The organism is Promicromonospora sp. NPDC019610 (genome assembly GCF_044389365.1).
Classification (GTDB): domain Bacteria; phylum Actinomycetota; class Actinomycetes; order Actinomycetales; family Cellulomonadaceae; genus Promicromonospora.
In genome coordinates this window covers 1,877,855-1,894,813 of the sequence record NZ_JBIRXX010000002.1, presented here as the reverse complement: position 1 = coordinate 1,894,813, position 16,959 = coordinate 1,877,855, and the positions used below count along the sequence as shown (strand labels likewise).

General features: G+C 74.0%; 17 protein-coding genes. 10 read left to right on the top strand and 7 right to left on the bottom strand.

Annotated elements, in window-relative coordinates; translation table 11 throughout:
* Nucleotides 1–3 precede the first annotated feature (3 nt).
* The 3 genes from ACH45N_RS20100 to ACH45N_RS20090 form a co-directional block, all read right to left on the bottom strand.
* On the bottom strand, nucleotides 4–702 hold the full coding sequence (locus tag ACH45N_RS20100) for a FadR/GntR family transcriptional regulator (RefSeq protein WP_397397063.1): 699 nt from the start codon (nucleotides 700–702) through the stop codon (nucleotides 4–6).
* Nucleotides 689–2,065 carry an enolase C-terminal domain-like protein gene (locus tag ACH45N_RS20095; protein WP_397397061.1) on the bottom strand — a complete coding sequence of 459 codons (1,377 nt, stop codon included), beginning with the start codon at nucleotides 2,063–2,065 and terminating at the stop codon, nucleotides 689–691. The genes ACH45N_RS20100 and ACH45N_RS20095 overlap by 14 nt, the downstream gene beginning before the upstream one ends.
* A 146-nt stretch (nucleotides 2,066–2,211) precedes the next feature.
* Nucleotides 2,212–3,408, bottom strand: coding sequence for an amidohydrolase (locus ACH45N_RS20090; protein WP_397397059.1), 1,197 nt, complete (start codon nucleotides 3,406–3,408; stop codon nucleotides 2,212–2,214).
* Nucleotides 3,409–3,451: 43 nt separating this feature from the next.
* Between ACH45N_RS20090 and ACH45N_RS20085 the strand changes: the two genes are divergently transcribed.
* The 4 genes from ACH45N_RS20085 to ACH45N_RS20070 all read left to right on the top strand — a co-directional run bounded on the left by ACH45N_RS20085 (nucleotide 3,452) and on the right by ACH45N_RS20070 (nucleotide 8,664).
* Nucleotides 3,452–4,108 (top strand): GntR family transcriptional regulator, encoded by a 657-nt coding sequence (locus ACH45N_RS20085; RefSeq protein WP_397397057.1) that lies wholly within the window; start codon nucleotides 3,452–3,454, stop codon nucleotides 4,106–4,108.
* Between the two features lie 160 nt (nucleotides 4,109–4,268).
* A complete protein-coding gene (locus tag ACH45N_RS20080; RefSeq protein WP_397397055.1) occupies nucleotides 4,269–6,062 on the top strand; it encodes an ABC transporter ATP-binding protein in 1,794 nt (597 codons plus the stop codon).
* Nucleotides 6,059–7,798 carry an ABC transporter transmembrane domain-containing protein gene (locus ACH45N_RS20075; RefSeq protein ID WP_397397053.1) on the top strand — a complete coding sequence of 580 codons (1,740 nt, stop codon included), beginning with the start codon at nucleotides 6,059–6,061 and terminating at the stop codon, nucleotides 7,796–7,798. Before ACH45N_RS20080 ends, ACH45N_RS20075 begins: the two co-directional genes overlap by 4 nt.
* An 86-nt stretch (nucleotides 7,799–7,884) precedes the next feature.
* Complete coding sequence (locus ACH45N_RS20070) at nucleotides 7,885–8,664, top strand: DUF899 family protein (RefSeq protein WP_397397051.1); 780 nt, start codon at nucleotides 7,885–7,887, stop codon at nucleotides 8,662–8,664.
* A gap of 28 nt (nucleotides 8,665–8,692) precedes the next feature.
* Here the strand turns inward: ACH45N_RS20070 and ACH45N_RS20065 are convergent, their stop codons facing one another.
* Complete coding sequence (locus ACH45N_RS20065) at nucleotides 8,693–9,622, bottom strand: NAD(P)H-binding protein (protein WP_397397049.1); 930 nt, start codon at nucleotides 9,620–9,622, stop codon at nucleotides 8,693–8,695.
* Between the two features lie 80 nt (nucleotides 9,623–9,702).
* On the opposite strand from ACH45N_RS20065, the gene ACH45N_RS20060 reads away from it, so the two are divergent.
* Genes ACH45N_RS20060 through ACH45N_RS20050 form a run of 3 tightly spaced genes read left to right on the top strand, consistent with a single transcriptional unit; the run spans nucleotide 9,703 to nucleotide 11,621 of the window.
* Nucleotides 9,703–10,743, top strand: coding sequence for a cupin domain-containing protein (locus ACH45N_RS20060; protein ID WP_397397047.1), 1,041 nt, complete (start codon nucleotides 9,703–9,705; stop codon nucleotides 10,741–10,743).
* A gap of 48 nt (nucleotides 10,744–10,791) precedes the next feature.
* Entirely contained in the window at nucleotides 10,792–11,364 is a 573-nt protein-coding gene (locus ACH45N_RS20055; protein WP_397397045.1) for an NUDIX domain-containing protein, read from the top strand.
* Nucleotides 11,361–11,621, top strand: coding sequence for an L-rhamnose mutarotase (locus ACH45N_RS20050; protein WP_397397043.1), 261 nt, complete (start codon nucleotides 11,361–11,363; stop codon nucleotides 11,619–11,621). Before ACH45N_RS20055 ends, ACH45N_RS20050 begins: the two co-directional genes overlap by 4 nt.
* Before the next feature lie 210 nt (nucleotides 11,622–11,831).
* Here the strand turns inward: ACH45N_RS20050 and ACH45N_RS20045 are convergent, their stop codons facing one another.
* Both ACH45N_RS20045 and ACH45N_RS20040 read right to left on the bottom strand, forming a co-directional pair.
* The gene (locus tag ACH45N_RS20045) at nucleotides 11,832–12,338 is read right to left on the bottom strand and encodes a cold shock domain-containing protein (RefSeq protein WP_397397041.1); all 507 of its coding nucleotides are present in this window, start codon (nucleotides 12,336–12,338) and stop codon (nucleotides 11,832–11,834) included.
* Between the two features lie 83 nt (nucleotides 12,339–12,421).
* Complete coding sequence (locus ACH45N_RS20040; RefSeq protein WP_397397039.1) at nucleotides 12,422–13,384, bottom strand: DUF5937 family protein; 963 nt, start codon at nucleotides 13,382–13,384, stop codon at nucleotides 12,422–12,424.
* Nucleotides 13,385–13,481: 97 nt separating this feature from the next.
* Here ACH45N_RS20040 and ACH45N_RS20035 point away from each other — a divergent pair, with 97 nt between their 5' ends.
* From ACH45N_RS20035 to ACH45N_RS20025, 3 genes are read left to right on the top strand one after another with little or no spacing between them, the layout of a single operon-like run.
* Nucleotides 13,482–13,952 (top strand): cupin domain-containing protein, encoded by a 471-nt coding sequence (locus ACH45N_RS20035; protein ID WP_397397037.1) that lies wholly within the window; start codon nucleotides 13,482–13,484, stop codon nucleotides 13,950–13,952.
* Complete coding sequence (locus ACH45N_RS20030) at nucleotides 13,949–14,350, top strand: DUF4267 domain-containing protein (RefSeq protein WP_397397035.1); 402 nt, start codon at nucleotides 13,949–13,951, stop codon at nucleotides 14,348–14,350. The genes ACH45N_RS20035 and ACH45N_RS20030 overlap by 4 nt, the downstream gene beginning before the upstream one ends.
* Before the next feature lie 51 nt (nucleotides 14,351–14,401).
* The gene (locus ACH45N_RS20025) at nucleotides 14,402–15,193 is read left to right on the top strand and encodes a tetratricopeptide repeat protein (protein WP_397397033.1); all 792 of its coding nucleotides are present in this window, start codon (nucleotides 14,402–14,404) and stop codon (nucleotides 15,191–15,193) included.
* A gap of 15 nt (nucleotides 15,194–15,208) precedes the next feature.
* Here ACH45N_RS20025 and poxB read toward each other — a convergent pair whose 3' ends face one another.
* Entirely contained in the window at nucleotides 15,209–16,942 is a 1,734-nt protein-coding gene (gene poxB / locus ACH45N_RS20020) for a ubiquinone-dependent pyruvate dehydrogenase (protein ID WP_397397031.1), read from the bottom strand.
* Between the last annotated feature and the right edge of the window lie 17 nt (nucleotides 16,943–16,959).

Sequence of the window (16,959 nt, the reverse complement as noted above, 5' to 3'; positions counted from 1 at the left end):
GGCTCAGTCGTCGAGGTTCTCCGGCTTCGGCAGCCAGTCCTCGACGCCCAGGAGGTGGGCCGCCATCCGGATGCGGGCGGCCTCGGGATCACGTGCGGCGAGCGCGCGCCAGATGGCCTCGTGCTCGCCGTGCGTGCGCGCCTCGATGCCCTCGGCGTGCAGCACGCGCCACAGGCGCGCCCGTACGGTGCGGCCGGCGAACGACTCGATCAGGGCCTCCAGCACCGGGTTGCCGGTGTGCGCCGCGATCACGCGGTGGAACGCGATGTCCACCTCGATGAACCGGTCGTGGTCCACCTCCGCGCCGTCCAGCACCTCGGACACCTGGTCCAGGACGGCCCGGGCCTCGGCGAGCGCGGCGTCGGTCATCCGGGTCGCGGCCAGCCCAGCGGCCTCCGTCTCCAGGACGCGGCGGACGCTGTGGAACGCGGGCATGGCGCCGTCGTCCTGCAGGTCGAGGACCAGGGACATGGGGGAGAGCAGGCGCGCCGGGTCGAGGGAGGTGACGTACGTGCCGTCACCCTGCCGGGTGTGCAGCACGCCGAGGATCGACAGCGCGCGCACGCCCTCGCGCAGGGAGCCGCGGGAGACCTGCAGCTCGTCGGCCAGGTCCTTCTCGACGGGCAGGCGGTCGCCGGGGCGCAGCCTGCCGTCGAGGATCATCCTGCGGATGCCGTCGACGACCTCGTCAGTGCGGGACATGCTGGGAAGTATCTCGCACCCAGTACGTTCCCTGCGGGAACCGGAACCGGTCCAGCGACTCCTCGTACATCTGCGTGGAGTAGCCCGGCAGGGACGGCAGCACGTACGCCGTGCCGGCGCCGCGGTCCTCGACGACGCACGGGTCGGTGAAGTGCTCGTGCAGGTGGTCCACGTACTCGGTGACGCGGCCGGTGAGGTCGCCGCCGATCGCCACGTAGTCCAGCACCGAGACGTGCTGCACCATCTCGCACAGGCCGACGCCGCCCGCGTGCGGGCACACCGGCACGTCGAACTTGGCCGCGAGCAGCAGCACGGCGACGATCTCGTTGACGCTCGCGAGCCGGCCCGTGTCGAGCTGGCAGTAGTCGATCGCCTCGGCCTGGAAGAGCTGCTTGAACATGACGCGGTTGTGGCAGTGCTCGCCCGTCGCGACGCCGACGGGCGCGACGGCGCGGCGCACCGCGGCGTGCCCGAGGATGTCGTCGGGCGAGGTCGGCTCCTCGATCCACAGCGGGTCGAACCGCGCCAGCTCGCGCATCCACTCGATCGCCTGCGGCACGTCCCACACCTGGTTGGCGTCGATCATCAGGTTGCGGTCGGGGCCCAGCACCTCGCGCGCGATGGTCAGCCGTCGGACGTCCTCGGCGAGGTCCGCCCCGACCTTCAGCTTCACGTGCTGGTACCCGGCGTCCACGGCCTCCTGGCACAGCCGCCGCAGCTTGTCGTCGCTGTAGCCGAGCCAGCCGGCCGACGTCGTGTACACGGGGTAGCCGGTGCGCTCCAGGTGGGCCAGGCGCTCCTGCCGCCCCGGCTCGCGGTCCTTGAGCAGGGCCAGCGCCTCGTCGCGCGTCAGGGCGTCGGAGAGGTAGCGCAGGTCGGCGACGTCGACGAGCTGCTCGGGCGTCATGTCCACGAGCAGGCGCCACAGCGGCTTGCCCGCGCGGCGCGCCACCAGGTCCCAGGCGGCGTTGAGCACGGCAGCCAGCGACAGGTGCACCACGCCCTTCTCCGGCCCGAGCCACCGGAGCTGGCTGTCGGCGGTCAGGTCGCGGTAGACGGCGCCCATGTCCGCGGCGAGGTCGTCGACGTCGCGGCCCACGAGCAGCGCGGCCTGCTGGCGCGCGGCCTCGGCCACGATGTCGTTGCCGCGGCCGATCGTGAACGTCAGGCCGTAGCCGCCCAGGGTGCCGCCCGATCCGGCGGGGTCGCCGGGGTCGGTCCCGGCCGGGTCGGGCGCGTCGGTCTCCAGCACGACGTAGGCCGCCGAGTAGTCGGCGTCCTTGTTCATCGCGTCCGAGCCGTCGGCGGTGGCCGACGTCGGGAACCGCACGTCCTCGACGCGCACTCCGGTGATCGTGGCCATGCCGCTCCTTCGCAAACATCCGATGAAATGCCTGCAATCTACGGATGGAGGTGCCGAAGGTCAAGGTTGGAGTGGCGTCGGCGGGGCGATTGGTTCGATCAATGCGAGGGCGGTGCGGAGGCCCCGACCGATGTCGAGGGCGAGGGTCAGACCAGGACCTCGCCCTCCCGGGCGACGACGCGGCCGGCCGCGACGACGAGGGCCCGACGCGGGGCGCGGACCACGGCGTCGGGCACGTTCTGGGCGTCGACCAGCACGACGTCGGCGGGCGCGCCGACGACCAGGTCGTGCGTCGGGCGGCCGACGAACCGGGCGGCGTCCGCGGAGGCGACCCGTGCCGCGGTGACCAGGTCCTCGTCGCGGCGGAAACCGGCCAGGCGGGCGAGCTGCGTGGTCAGCGTGAGCAGGTCGCCGGTGCCGTACGGGGACCACAGGTCGCGGATGCCGTCGGTGCCCAGGCCGACGGGCACGCCGGCGGCACGCAGCGCGTGCAGCGGCAGGGGAGCGGCGCCGATGGGCGCGACCGTCGTCATGCTGATGCCCGCCTCACCCATCGCCGCGACGAGGTCGGCCTGGCGGGACCCGGCGAGCTGGCCGACGGCGAAGCCGTGCGCGACGTTGACCTTGCCCTGCAGGCCGGACCGGACGGTGCGGTCGATCATCAGCTCGATCTGGAACGCGCCCAGCTCGCCGCCGTCGTGCAGGTGCACGTCGATGCCGACGCCGCGCCGCTCCGCGATCGCGAACAGCCCGTCGAGCTGGCCCACGGGGTCGCGGTCGATGGACGCCGGGTCCAGGCCGCCGATGTGCTCGGCGCCCGCGGCCGCCGCCTGGTCGAGGAGGTCCAGCACGCCCGGGCGGCGCAGCACGCCGTCCTGCGGGAACGCCACGATCTCGGCGTGCACCGCGCCGCCCAGCGCGGCCACGGCCTCGCGCACCACCTCGATGCCGCGCAGCCCCACGCCCAGGTCGACGTCGACGTGCGAGCGGACGGCGGTGGTGCCGGTGCGGACGGACTCGCGCAGCACGGCGAGCGTCACGTCGACGCCCGGGATGCCGAGCTCGTCGCGGTGCGCGCGCTCGTGCGCGATGCGGCCCTGCGTGCCCGGCTCGCCGCCGTAGCTCATCCACGGCTTGCCCCACCACGACTTGTCGACGTGCGCGTGCGCGTTGACCAGGCCGGGCAGGGCGAGCAGGCCGGCGCCGTCGACGGCGCCGTCTCCCTGTGCCGCGGGGTCGTGGGGAACGACGGCGGTGATCACGCCGTCCGCGACGTGGAGGTCGCTGCGCTCGCCGCCCCAGGGGCGGACGTCGCGCAGCACGGTGACAGGGGTGGTACTCATCCAAAAATGGTATCCCATTTGGGATCCTGGCAGGATGGCGCCCATGAGCATGCCGCCGGACGGCGACTTCGAGCCCGAGTCGGTGCGCGTGGCGCGTGCCGTCCGCGAGCAGATCGTGGACGGCACGCGCGCGCCGGGCAGCCGCCTCGTCGAGCGCGACCTGGCCGCGGAGCTGGGCGTGAGCCGCATCCCCGTACGGGACGCCCTGCGCGCGCTCGTCGCGGAGGGGCTGGTCACGCCGCGTCCGCGCACCTGGGCCGTGGTGCGGGAGTTCACCGACGCCGACGTCGCGCACCTGCAGGAGGTGCGCGAGGCGACCGACCCCACCCAGTTCCGGCTCGCCGCCCAGCGGCGTACCGCCGAGCAGCTCGCGGCGCTGACCGAGGCGTGGGAGCGCGAGGACGCCGCCGCGCGCCGCGGTGACGCTCCGGCGGCGCGGCGGGCGGCGGCGGACTTCCACGAGGCGGTCGTCGCGGCGGCGGGCAACCCCGTGCTCGCCGAGCTGCACGCCGTCACCGCCAGCAGGGTGCGGTGGCTCCTGGCCCAGCACTCCGACCTGACGGGCATCGCCGACGAGCACCGGGCGCTGCTGGACGCCGTCCGCGACCGGGACGCTGAGGCGGCCGCGCGGCTCGCCCGCGCGCACCTGCGCACGAGCCGGTCGGCGGCGGCGGAACGGCGGGCGGAACCGACCGGCTGAGCTGCCGGGGCTGGTATCCGTACTGTGCCCTTTGGTAGCGTCCACGTTGTACCAAGTGGTTTGTCATGGTTCCGGCGTGTACGCACACAGGCGTGCGGGCGGGTGTCCAGGCAGAGGTGCAGGCAGAGGTGGGCGCCCGACGGAGTGAGGCTCATGGGTCATGCGTGACTGGGGATTTCTGTGGTCCTACCTGCGGCGCGAACGGCGTCGGACCGCGCTGCTCGGGGTGGTGCTCCTCGCGGGAACGGCATGCGGCCTGGCCAGCCCGTTCGTCGTGCGGGCGTTCATCGACAGCGTGACCGGGGGAGCGGGTCCTGCGCCTGCGGGTCCTGCGCCTGCGGGCCTTGGGCCGGCGGTGCACCTGGTGGGCCTCTTCCTGCTCGTCGGCGTCGTGCGGTTCGCGCTGCAGGCGGTGGAGGCAGGCCTCGCGGAGTCCGTGGCCTGGCGGTCGACCAACCGGCTCCGTGAGCACGTGCTCGACCACTGCCTCCGGCTGCCCGTCGCGTTCCACTACCGCACCACGCCGGGGGAGATGGTCGAGCGGGTCGACGGCGACATCGGGCTCCTGAGCAACCTCTTCTCCCGCTTCGTCGTCGCCGTGGCCGGGGAGGCGCTGCTCGTGGTGGGGGTCGTCGTGGCCATGTTCGCCGTGGAGTGGCGCATCGGTCTCCTGTTCCTGGTCTGCCTGGTGCTCGGCGTGGTGCTGCTGCGGCGCATCGCGGTGCTGGGCCGCGGGGCGCACGTCGGGTACCGCGCGGCGGTGGGCCGGTTCATGGGCTTCGTCGAGGAGCGCATCTCGGGGCTCGAGGACCTCAAGGCCTTCGGCGCCGTCGAGCACACGCTGCGCCGCTACGAGACCCTGAACTCCGCGCTGCTGCGCGGGGACCTGCGGGCCGCCCTCGTCGGCAGCAGCCTGGTGTGGGCCTCCGCCTCGGTGTTCACGGCCGTCGTCACCGCCCTGGCGATGGCGCTCGGCGGCTGGCGGTTCGGCACGGGCGCGATGACGATCGGCACGGTCTACCTGATCTTCGCCTTCGCGCAGCAGATCCAGGAGCCGCTCATCAACCTGTCCACGCAGCTCCAGGACTACCAGCGGGCCATGGCGGGCGTGCAGCGCACCCGGGCGCTCCTCGCGGTCGACGTCGAGCCGGAGGGCGGGGGCGCCCTGCTCGGGCCGAGCGACCCGAGCGGCCCGACCGGCACGAGCGGCCCGACCGGCAGAGCGGGCGAACCCCTGGCCGTCGAGCTCTCCGGCGTGACCTTCGGCTACACGCCGGGTCACCCCGTGCTGCGGGACGTGAGCTTCGCGGTGCCCGCCGGGACGAGCGTGGGCATCGTGGGGCACACGGGCAGCGGCAAGTCGACCATCGCGCGGCTGCTCGTCGGGCTGGCCCGGCCCGACGCCGGCACGGTGCGCCTGGGCGGCCGGCCCGTCGAGGACCTGAGCCTGCGGTCCGTCCGGGAGCACGTCGCGCTCGTCAGCCAGGACGTCTTCGTGCTGGACGCCTCCGTGCGCGACAACATCGCGCTGCTGGACCCTGACGTCGCCGACGAGCGGATCCTCGCCGTGCTCGGCGAGCTCGGCCTCGGGCCGTGGCTCGCGGAGTTCGAGCAGGGTCTCGACACCCAGATCACGGAGCACAGCCTGTCGGCCGGGCAGGCGCAGCTGCTCACCATGGCGCGCACCCTGCTGCGCGACCCGGCGGTGCTCGTCCTGGACGAGGCCTCGGCCCGGCTCGACCCGGCGACCGAGGAACGCCTCGACCAGGCGCTCGCCCCGCTGGTGCGCAGCCGCACGTCGCTCGTGATCGCGCACCGGCTGAGCACGCTCGCGCGCGTCGACCGCATCCTCGTGGTCGACCACGGCCGGGTCGTCGAGTACGGCCCGCGTGCCGAGCTCCTGGCCGACGGCGGGTCCCGCTTCGCGGCGCTGCTGAGGGAGGCGACGGTATGACCGGGCAGCGGTCGCGGCGGGACCTGGGCCGGCTCGGCATCCTCGTGCACGTCACGCGGCGTCACGTCTGGCTGTTCGTGGGCGACGTGCTGGTCGGGATCGTCTTCTTCCTGTGCGCCCTGGTGCCCGGCCTGGCACTGCGGGACTTCCTCAACCAGCTCCCCGGCAGTGACGCCCTCTGGGGCGTGCCGCTGGCGCCGCTGCTCGCCTACGTGGGCTTCAAGATCGCCAACGCGCTCGGCGCCGCCGCGTGGATGGCCGTCGACACGGTCTTCCGGTACCGCGTGTACACCGACGTGCGCACCACGCTGCTCCGGCAGATGTTCGCCCGGCCCGCCGCGCTGCCGCTCAAGGTGCCCGCGGGCGACGTGCTCACCCGGTTCCGCGAGGACACGGTCGAGGTGGCCGAGGTGCTCGGCAAGCGCGGGTTCCAGCTCGTCACCTCGGCCCTCGTGCTCAGCGGCGGTTCGCTCGCCGTGCTGTTCGTGATCGACGTCAGGGTGACGGTGCTGGCCGTGCTGCCCACCCTGGCGCTCGCGGTGATCGCGTTCGTGGTGAGCAAGGAGATCAAGCGGCTGCGGGCCGTCAACCTCGCGGCCGCCAGCAGCGTGTCCGCCTTCCTGCGGGAGTGCTTCGCCGGGATCGAGACCATCAAGATCTCCGGCGCCGCCGACGCGATCGGCAGCTGGGTCCGGGAGCTCAACGCGACCCGCCGCCGGGCCGCGGTGCGCGACGGCGTGTTCGGAGGCGTCCTCGCCTCGACCCAGGGGTTCGTGACGCTGCTGGGCTCCGCGCTGGTGATGGTCGTCGTCGCTGACGGCATCCAGGACGGTACCTTCCTGGTCGGCGACTTCGCCCTGTTCGTCTACACGCTCGGCAACCTCGGCACGCTGGTCGCCGCGATCGGCAACTTCGTCAGCCGGTACCAGCGCTTCTCCGTGACGCGGGGCCGCCTCGCGGAGCTCACGCCCGGCGGTACGGCGCGCGCCGTCGTCACTCCGGTCACGGAGCCGGCGCGGTACTCGGGCGCGGCGGATCCTGTGCCCGACGGCGCGGCGCGTCCCGCGCCGTCCGGCCACGCGAGGCCCGCGCCGTCGGACGACGTGCCGGTCATCGTCGTCGACGACCTGGCCTACGTGCACCCGAACGGCACGCCGTGCTTCTCGGGCGTCGGGTTCACGGGCGTCGCGGGCGACATCGTGCTGATCACGGGGCGGGTCGGCGCGGGCAAGACGACCCTGGTGCGCACCCTGCTCGGGCTGCTCCCCAGGTCGGCCGGGACGGTGACGATCCTCGGCGAGCAGCGCGGTCCGGGCGAGGCGTTCACGCCGCCGCTGGCGGGCTACACGCCGCAGGTGCCGCACGTGTTCAGCGGCCCGCTCCACGAGAACGTGCTGCTCGACCGGCCGCGCGGCGACCTCGACGCCGCCCTGGAGGCCAGCACGCTCTCGGGGGACCTGCCGCACCTCACCGACGGCGCCGACACGGAGGTGGGTCCCAGCGGGCACCGGCTCTCCGGCGGCCAGCTGCACCGGCTCGCGGCGGCGCGGATGCTCGCGCACCCGGCGGCGGTCCGGGTCATCGACGACCTGTCCGCGTCGCTGGACGTGGAGACCGAGCGGCTGCTCGTACGGCGGGTCGTCGAGCGCAGTCGCGACGGGGTGCTGGTCGTCGTCTCCAACCGGCCGCTGCTGCGCGGGTACGCCACGCAGGTGATCGACCTCGACCGGCACTGACCGGCGATGAGTCCGTGCCGCCGCCGTCGTCGGTACTCGCGGGCGCCCGTCCGGGGTGCCCAGGCCCGCATCCTGTGGAGGACATCATGACCGAGACGCCCGTCACGACCAGCGCTCCCGCCCGACCGCCCGTCGTCGACCGGGACGCGTGGCAGGCCGCCCGCGACGAGCTCCTGGTGCTGGAGAAGGCGCACACCCGCGCGGGCGACGCGCTCGCCGCCGCCCGCCGCCGGCTGCCGATGTTCGAGCTCGACGGCACCGTCCCAGTCACCGGGGCCGACGGCCCGGTGTCGTTCGCCGACCTGTTCCAGGGGCGCGACGAGCTCGTGGTCTACCAGCACATGTGGCACGACGGCGACCCGATCAGCGGGCAGTGCCCCGGCTGCACCATGAACGCCTGGCACGTCCAGCAGTCCGCCCCGTACCTCCGCGCCCGCGGCGTCTCGTTCGCGATGCTGACCGAGGGGCCCTGGGCGGAGGTCGCGCCGTTCGTGGAGTTCATGGGCTACACCGAGCCCTGGTACTCGGTACGCGACCTGCCCGCGCCCCTCGGCGTCGACATGGGCCACCTCGCCGCGTTCCTGCGCGACGGCGACCGCGTCTACTTCACCTACCGGACCACGAGCCGGGGCAACGAGCCGGCCGCCGGGATCTTCGGACTGCTCGACATGACGCCGTACGGACGCGGCGAGACCTGGGAGGACGTGCCCGACGGCTGGCCCGAGGGCCACACCTCGTGCTGGTACTGGGCCACCGACGCGGACGGCGAGCCGACCTGGGGGCCGACCAGCCGTCCCACGCCGCAGTGGACCCGGCCCGGGGCGACCCCGGTGGTGCCCGCCGACGGGCACGGGCACCACCACTGACGGTCGTCCCCCCGGGGACGCGTCGGCCTCAGGCCGGGAGCGTCCAGGCGCCGGCCGCCGCGGCGCGGCGGGCGAACACGTCGAACGGGGTCGCGGGCCGGCCGAGCACGCGCTCGACCGTGTCCGTGGTCGCCGTGTTGCGCCCGTCGAGCACCTCCTGGAAGAGCCAGGCGAGGCCCTCGGCCTCCTCGGGGTGCACGTCCGCGGCGGTGAGCTCGGCGACGAACTCGGCGGGCGTGAGCGGCACGTGCTCGACCGTCCGGCCGGTCGCCGCGCTCAGCACACCCGCGACCTCGGTGAAGGTCAGGGCCGCGGGGCCCGTCAGCTCCAGGACCTCCCCCGCGTGGGTGTCGCTCGTGAGCGCGAGCGTGGCGACGTCGGCGACGTCCTCCAGGCTGACGAACGGCTCGCGCACCTGGTCGGCCGGGACGGCGACGCGGCCGGCGAGCACGCCGTCGAGCAGGAAGTGCTCGCTGAAGTTCTCCTGGAACCAGGAGCAGCGCACCACGGTCGTGGCGGCCGAGGCGGCGAGCGCGAGGTCCTCGCAGGCCCGCGCGCCGTCCTCCCCGCGGCCGGAGAGCAGGACGATGCGTTCCACCCCGTGCCGGACGGCGCGCGCGGTGAACGCGTCGATCACCGCGTCGGCGCCGGGCAGGGCGAGGTCGGGGGAGTAGCAGACGTAGACGGCGGAGGTGTCGGCCAGCGCGGCGTCCCAGCCGGCGTCGTCGTGCCAGTCGAAGACGGCCGCGGGGACGGTCGAGGTCACGGCCGAGGTCACGGCCGAGGGCGCGGCGCCCGAGCGCGAGGCGATGCGGACCGGGTGGCCCTGGGCGCGGAGCCGGTCGGCGACGCGGCGGCCGGTGCGGCCGGTGCCGCCGGTGACGAGGACCGGGGCGGTGGTCGCGGTGGTCGTGGTGGGCTGTGTGGTGGTCTGTGCGGTGTTCTCCGAGGTGCTCATAGGCCTATCGAAGCGTCGGACGCCTGGACTCTGAATGGCTCAGGATCCACGTCTCATGTTTCAGCGTCTAGGGTTGGGGGATGGACCCGCTGTCGCAGCTCCTTGCGCACCCGCACGCCAAGGGCGCCTTCACGCTCCTGATGTCGATGCGCGCGCCCTGGGCGGTGCGGGTCGAGGACGAGGCCGCGCTCACGGTCGTGATCGTCACCTCGGGCGGCGGGCTGCTGGAGGTGGGCGACGTCGTGCACGAGCTGCGCACGGGGGACGTCGCGCTGGTCCGCGGCCCGCTGCCCTACCGGGTGGCCGACGCCGCGGGCAGCGCGACCGTCGCGATCATCGAGCCCGGCCAGCGCTGCGTCACGCCGGACGGCGCCCCGCTCGACCTGGCCCTCGCGCACGGGCTGCGGCACTGGGGCAACGACCCCGACGGCCCGGACCGGATGATCGTCGCGTCCTACGCCGATGTCGGCAGCGTGGGCCGGTTCGTCACCGAGGTGCTGCCCGACGCCGCCGTGGTCGAGGCGGGCGTGCTCGACCCGGCGCTCGTCGGACACCTGGCGCGGGAGATCGCGCGCGACGACCTCGGGCAGAGCGTGGTGCTCGACCGGCTGGTCGACGTGGTGACCATCGAGTCGATCCGCGCCTGGACCGCCGCGCACCCGCCGACCACACCGAGCTGGTTGGGCGGCGTCGGCGACCCCGCGGTGAGCGCGGCGCTGCGGGCGATGCACGCCGAGCCCGAACGGCCTTGGACCGTCGCGGACCTCGCCCGGCGGGCCGCCGTCTCCCGCGCGACCCTCGCCGCGCGGTTCACCGAGCGCGTCGGCACACCGCCGCTGCGGTACCTGACGAGCTGGCGGCTCGCCCTCGCGCGCGACCTGCTCGTGGACCGCGCGCTCACGCTCGACGCCGTGGCCCAGCGCGTCGGGTACTCCAGCGGGTTCGCGCTGAGCACGGCGTTCACACGCGCGTTCGGCGTCAGCCCGGCCGCGTACCGGCGTCGCCTCGCGGAGGGGCCGAGGCTGGTCGGGGCGACGGGGACGCCGGCTGGAGCTGCGACAGCGGCGGCGGGGGCGTCGGCGGGGAGGGCGTCGGCGGGGAAGCCGACGGGGCGCGCTTGAGCCCGGATTGCCCTGGCCGCGCCGAATGCCCCGCGGTACGGTCCCCCGATGCCCGCGCTCCCGAACTCTCCGCTCCCTGATCCCGTGCTCCCAGATCCTTCGCTCCCTGATCCTTCGCGGCCCCTGCGCCGGCAGTGCCGGGGCCTCCTCCTCGACGCCGAGGACCGCATCCTGCTCGTCGCGCACGCGATCGAGGAGGGCACCGTCTGGATCGGACCGGGCGGCGGGGTCGAGGCGGGGGAGACCGTGGAGGAGGCCCTGCGCCGCGAGCTCTTCGAGGAGGTGGGGCTCGTCGTGCCCGACGGGCCGCTCGCGCCGGTGTGGACGCGCCAGGTCGAGTATCCGGGGCCGGCCCGGTCCGACTACCGGGGCGTGCACGAGGACTTCTACCTCGTGCGCACCGAGGCCTTCGAGCCGACGTCGGGCCTCGCGCCGGGCACCCCGGGGCACCCGGACACCGAGGGGATCATCGACGCGCGGTGGTGGTCGCGCGCCGACCTGGACGCTCCGGGCGAGGAGGAGTTCTTCGGGCCGCGCGACCTGCCGTCCCTGCTCGCCGCGCTGCTCGCCGCCGAGCGGTCGGGCGCCCTGCCCGACGAGCCGGTCCGCATCGGGTTGTGACCGTCTGGCCGCAGGTCGAGGCGACGCTCCAGGCCTGCAACGTACACAACTACACGATCTTCGTGCTGGAGAACACGCTGTTCGCCTACTACGAGTACACCGGCGACGACCACGAGGCCGACATGGCCCGGGTCGCCCAGGATCCGGTGACGCAGGAGTGGTGGACGCACACCGACCCCTGCCAGACGGCGTTCGGCAAGGACGCCGCGCCGGGCGAGGGCTGGCGTGACATGCAGGAGGTCTGGCACCTGGCCTGAGGTCCGGGAAAGACGTCATTCCTTGGGGGTGGGTAACGGAGAAGTAGCAGTGCTACTTCTCCGTTACCCACCCCGTGGTGCAAGTACTTCCCCGGCCGCGCCGGCGGCGGCCCGGGACCAGGAGCCTCGCCGCGCCGAGCGCGGGGTCGGCCGGCACTGCGTGACCGTGGCCGAGGGTCGCGCACCGGGGTCGCCCTGACCGACCCCCGCTCACCAGAGGTCGTGCGGGATCCACCGGAGCACCACGAGCATGATGACGCCGCTGATCAGCAGCGGCGTCCACTCCTCGTGCCCGTTCGACACCTGGATCACGCCGATCACCAGGCTGGGCAGGGCGGCGAGGGCGACCAGCGCGATCACGGCCCGCATCCAGGTGGGGAGCTTGACCGGCTGGTCGGACGGCGCAGGTGTCGGGCGCGCCGACGTCGAGGACTCCGCCGCCGCACCGTCCTCGCCGGGCGCGGGCCCCGCTACGAGCCCGAGCCCGGCCAGCTCTTCCTCGTCGAGGATCGGGCCGAGCGGGCTGACGGCGGCGGCGCGCGGGCCGTCGTCGTGCTGCTCGATCGTGAAGGCGACCCGCTCGCCCCGCTCCAGCGCCTGGTCGCCGTGCGACCGGATCTCGACCTGGTGCACGCGCACGGGCGGACCGCCGCCGTCCGGCACGATCACGCCCCAGCCGCTCCCGGCGTCGTACGCCGACACGGTCCCCTCGGCCATCACGTGCCCCCTGTGCTGTGTGGTCGTGCGATGCGGTCGCCTGGCCAGGACGCTAGCGGGGGAGCGGGGCTGCGACAAGCAGGTCAGCCGCGCGGCGGGGTGGCGTCCAGCAGCGCACGGCCTGCTGCGGTGAGCTCGTGCGTGACCGTGCGTCCGACCCGGCTGCTGTCGATCAAGCCGGCGTCGCGCAGGATCGTCAGGTGCTCGCTGGCCGTCGGCTTGGTGACGCTGACCAGGTCGGCCACCACGGAGGTCTGCAACGGTGTGACGAGAGCGGCCAGGATCCGCGACCGGGTGGCGCCCAGCAGCCGGTCCAGCGACCGCGGGGTCACGGGCGCCGACCAGAGGTACCGGCCCGTCGCCGGGTAGCAGATCGCCGGGGACCAGTGGTCCGAGGTGGTGCACTGCACGCGGTCGGTGATGAACAGCGACGGCACGAGGATGAGCCCGTCCGGGCAGTCGACGCCGACGTCGACGGCCGACGTGATCGTGACGGTGTCGCCGTCGGCGCTCGCGGAGGGGTGCAGGCGCGGGAGCACGGCCCGCAGGCCCTCGCGGTTGACCTGCACCGCCCGGTCCAGCATCTCGGCGCGGAGCGCCTGCCGCATGGACGGCCACTCCGGTTCCACGGCCGCCTTCCAGAGGCGGCGCACCGCGGCGGCGGCCTCGGCGCGGGCGCGTCCGGGGTCCTCGAGCAGCCGGCGGCGGACGTCGTCGTCGTGCCCGGCGGTGGCGTCGACCAGCTCGGCGTGCACCTGGTCGAGCGGCGCGGCGAGCAGGGAGGCCAGTCCGTCGTCGAAGGTCGGCTCGCTGGACAGCGGCGACGGGTCCAGGAAGTCGGGGCGGTAGGCGCCGTCGGCCATGAAGACCGTCAGTGCCGACAGGTCCAGGCCCGTCAGCCGCTGCCGACGGCGGCGCAGCCACGGCTGGAACGCGGGGTGCCGTCGCGGCTCGGTGAGCAGCCGGGCGAGGCTGACCACCTCGTGGACCGGCGACATCGCCCACCGCACGCTCGCGGCGCCGGCGCCCAGTCGGTAGTGGATCACGGCCCCATTGTCGGGGTATCGCCGCAGGCAGGACCAGACCGTTCGGCCACGGCCGAATCGAGCGCGGGCGGGGTGTGCCGCCGCCGAGACTCGGGACATGACACAGCACATGACACAGGACACGACACAGCAGACCGGCGACCGGCTGATCCACCTCGGCGGCGGCGGCTCGACCATCGAGATCATCGCGAGCGCCGCCGAGACCGACGGGGCCCTGAGCCTCTACCGCTGGCGCCTGGCGCCCACGAGCAGGGGCCCGGCCCCGCACTTCCACACCACGTTCGGCGAGACCTTCGTGGTCGAGGACGGCGAGGTCGACTACTTCGACGGGACGGCGTGGCGCACCCTGCGCCCGGGCGACACGGCGCACTCCCCGCGCGGGACCGTGCACGGGCTCCGCAAGGCGCGCGACGAGCCGGCCACCCTGCTCATGGTGCTCGCGCCGGGTGTGCGCAGGGAGGACTACTTCGCGCAGCTCGCCGCGCTCCAGCACGCCACCGCCGAGGAGGCGGACATGGACCGGCTGCACGAGGCCCACGACAACCACTTCCTCGACGAGGACCGGTGACCGGCGTGCTCGCCGTCGTCGCCACCATTCTCGCCGGGCCGATCGGCGTCGCGATCGTGCTCCTCGGCGCCAACGGGCTCCGGGCGCCGCAGGCAGCCGTGGGTTTCGGCATCCCCGGCACCCCTGCCGACGACCCCGCCTTCCAGTCCTGGCTCGCCGTCAAGGCGGTGCGCGACCTCGCCTGCGGCGTCGCCGTGCTCGTCCTGGTGCTCGCCGTGCTGCTGTCCGCCGTGCCGAGCCACCTGCTGGGCTGGTACCTGGTGATCACCGCGGGCATCCCCGTGGGAGACGCGCTGATCGTGCTGCGCAGCGGCGGGCCGCGGGCGGTCGCCTACGGCGTCCACGCCGCCACCGCGGCGGTGCTGGTCCTGGTCGGCGTGGTGCTGCTCGTCGCGTGACGGCGGCCCCGCACGGCTAGGCTCACCCGGGCTACGAGAGAGGCGACCCGGATGAGTTTCAGCGAGACCGCGCGCGCGGCGTTCCGGCGCGGGGACGACGCCGCCGTCGCGCGCCTGGCGGACGACGAGGCCGAGCGGGCCCGCGCGGCGGACGACCTGCCCGCGCTGGTCGAGGCGCTCTACATGCGTTCCCGGCTCGCGATCCGGGGCGGCGACCTGACCGAGGCGGCGCGGATCGCCTCGGACGCGCTGGCGGTCGCCGTCCGCACCGGCGACCGCCGCCTGGAGGAACGCCCGCGGCACGTGCTGGCCGGCGTGACCCGGATGGCGGGCGACCTGCCCCGCGCCCGCGTGCTCTACCAGGAGAGCATCGACCTCAACGAGGCCCTGGGCAACGACGACACCGTCACCTCCGAGCTGCACAACCTCGCCTTCACGGAGCTGAGCCTCGGCGAGACCGCCGCGGCCCGCGCGCGGTTCGCGACGAGCCGGTCCCGGATCGTCGGCGGCGGGTACCGCGACTTCGTCCCGTACGCGTACGTCGGGGCCGCCGCGACCGCCGTGGCCGACGCCGACCTGGTCCGGGCGGCCCGCCTGCTCGGCCTCGCGCGGCGCGCGTTCGACGACCTGGGCCAGGTGCCCGACCCGGACGACGCCGAGGAGCTCGTCGCCGTCGAGACGGCCGTCCGCGCCGCGCTCGGTACGGAACGCGCCGACGACGAGGAGCGCGCCGGCGCCGGCCTCGACCCGTGGGCGACGCTGGTGCACGCGGTCGAGCACGGCACGGAACCCGCCACAGAACCGGCTACAGAACCCGCCGCGCAACAGGGCACGCAGCCCTGAACCCCCGCCCCGCCCCTAGTCGAACAGCCTCCGGAACACGTTCGTGTCGGCGAGGTCGACCAGTTCGTCACCCTTGCCGGACAGGATCGTGCGGATCGCGTACAGCGTGAAGCCCTTGACCTGCTGGGCGCTGATCGCGGGCGGGATCGACAGCTCCTGCTGCGCGGTGACGACGTCGACGAGCGCCGGGCCGTCGTGCTCGAACGCGGCGCGCAGGGCGCCCTCCAGGTCGTCGGGCTGCTCGACCCGTCGGCCGTGGATGCCCATGGTGTTCGCGACGTCGGCGAAGTTCGGGTTGTCGAGGTGGGTGCCGAAGTTCACGAACCCGGCGGCCTTCATCTCGACCTCGACGAAGTTCAGCGACGAGTTGTTGAACACCACGATCTTCACGGGCAGCTTGTTCTGCCGGATCGTCAGCAGCTCGCCCAGCAGCATCGCGAGCCCGCCGTCGCCCGACAGCGCGACCACCTGGCGCCCCGGGAACGCCGACTGGGCGCCGATCGCGTGCGGCACGGCGTTGGCCATGGTCCCGTGGTTGAACGACCCGATGAGGCGGCGCCGGCCGTTCATCGTCAGGTAGCGGGCGGCCCAGACCACGGGGGAGCCGACGTCGGGGATGAACACCGCGTCGTCGCTCGCCAGCTCGCTGACCAGCCGCGCGACGTACTGCGGGTGGATCGGCTCGCGGTTGCGGTCGTTGTCGGCCAGCTCGTCGAGGCTCTTGCGCGCCCGCGCGTAGTGCTTGAGCGAGGAGTCGAGGTGCCGGCGGTTGCTCTTGTCGTCCAGCCGCGGGAGCAGGGCCTCGATCGTGTCGCCGACGTCCCCCACCAGGCCCAGGTCGATCGGCGTGCGCCGGCCGAGCTGCTCGCCCCGCAGGTCGACCTGCACGATCTGCGCCTTGGACGGGTAGAACTGCTGGTAGGGGAAGTCGGTGCCGAGCATGAGCAGGGCGTCGCAGCTCTCCATGGCCCGGTAGCCGGAGGCGAAGCCGAGCAGCCCCGTCATGCCGACGTCGTACGGGTTGTCGTACTCGAGGAACTCCTTGCCGCGCAGCGCGTGCACCACCGGCGCCTTGAGCTTCTCGGCGATCCGGACCACCTGCTCGTGCGCGCCCTCCGTGCCGGCGCCGCCCAAGATGGTCACCTTCTTCGCCTCGTTCAGGATCTGCGCCGCGATCCCCAGCTCGTGCTCGCCCGGCCGCACCACCGGCTGGGTCGCCCGGATGGGCGCCGACTTCTTGCGGCCCGCGCTCTCGGCGAGGAACACCTCGCCCGGCACGACGACGACGGCGACGCCGCGCCGCTCGACGGCGGTGCGCATCGCGATCTCGAGCACCCGTGGGAGCTGCTCGGGCATGCTCACCAGCTCGGTGTAGACGCTGCACTCGCGGAACAGCTCCTGCGGGTGCGTCTCCTGGAAGTAGGTGCTGCCGATCTCGGCCCCGGGGATGTGCGCGGCGATCGCGAGCACGGGCACCCGGCTCCGGTTGGCGTCGTAGAGCCCGTTGATCAGGTGCAGGTTGCCGGGCCCGCAGCTCCCCGCGCACACCGCGAGCTCGCCGGTCAGCGCGGCCTCGGCGGCCGCGGCGAACGCCGCCGCCTCCTCGTGGCGCACGTGCTGCCAGGTCACCGCGTCGTTGCGCCGGATGGCGTCCGTGAACCCGTTCAGCGAGTCGCCCGGCAGGCCGTAGACCCGCTCGACCCCCGCGTCCTCGATGATCTCGACGATGGTCTCGGCAACGTTGGTCATGGCGTGAACGTATGCCC

Coding starts and splice junctions, on each gene's coding strand:
- ACH45N_RS20100 (WP_397397063.1), bottom strand. CDS start 702: ATGTCCCGCACTGACGAGGTCGTCGACGGCATCCGCAGGATGATCCTC.
- ACH45N_RS20095 (WP_397397061.1), bottom strand. CDS start 2,065: ATGGCCACGATCACCGGAGTGCGCGTCGAGGACGTGCGGTTCCCGACG.
- ACH45N_RS20090 (WP_397397059.1), bottom strand. CDS start 3,408: ATGAGTACCACCCCTGTCACCGTGCTGCGCGACGTCCGCCCCTGGGGC.
- ACH45N_RS20085 (WP_397397057.1), top strand. CDS start 3,452: ATGAGCATGCCGCCGGACGGCGACTTCGAGCCCGAGTCGGTGCGCGTG.
- ACH45N_RS20080 (WP_397397055.1), top strand. CDS start 4,269: ATGCGTGACTGGGGATTTCTGTGGTCCTACCTGCGGCGCGAACGGCGT.
- ACH45N_RS20075 (WP_397397053.1), top strand. CDS start 6,059: ATGACCGGGCAGCGGTCGCGGCGGGACCTGGGCCGGCTCGGCATCCTC.
- ACH45N_RS20070 (WP_397397051.1), top strand. CDS start 7,885: ATGACCGAGACGCCCGTCACGACCAGCGCTCCCGCCCGACCGCCCGTC.
- ACH45N_RS20065 (WP_397397049.1), bottom strand. CDS start 9,622: ATGAGCACCTCGGAGAACACCGCACAGACCACCACACAGCCCACCACG.
- ACH45N_RS20060 (WP_397397047.1), top strand. CDS start 9,703: ATGGACCCGCTGTCGCAGCTCCTTGCGCACCCGCACGCCAAGGGCGCC.
- ACH45N_RS20055 (WP_397397045.1), top strand. CDS start 10,792: ATGCCCGCGCTCCCGAACTCTCCGCTCCCTGATCCCGTGCTCCCAGAT.
- ACH45N_RS20045 (WP_397397041.1), bottom strand. CDS start 12,338: ATGGCCGAGGGGACCGTGTCGGCGTACGACGCCGGGAGCGGCTGGGGC.
- ACH45N_RS20035 (WP_397397037.1), top strand. CDS start 13,482: ATGACACAGCACATGACACAGGACACGACACAGCAGACCGGCGACCGG.
- ACH45N_RS20025 (WP_397397033.1), top strand. CDS start 14,402: ATGAGTTTCAGCGAGACCGCGCGCGCGGCGTTCCGGCGCGGGGACGAC.
- poxB (WP_397397031.1), bottom strand. CDS start 16,942: ATGACCAACGTTGCCGAGACCATCGTCGAGATCATCGAGGACGCGGGG.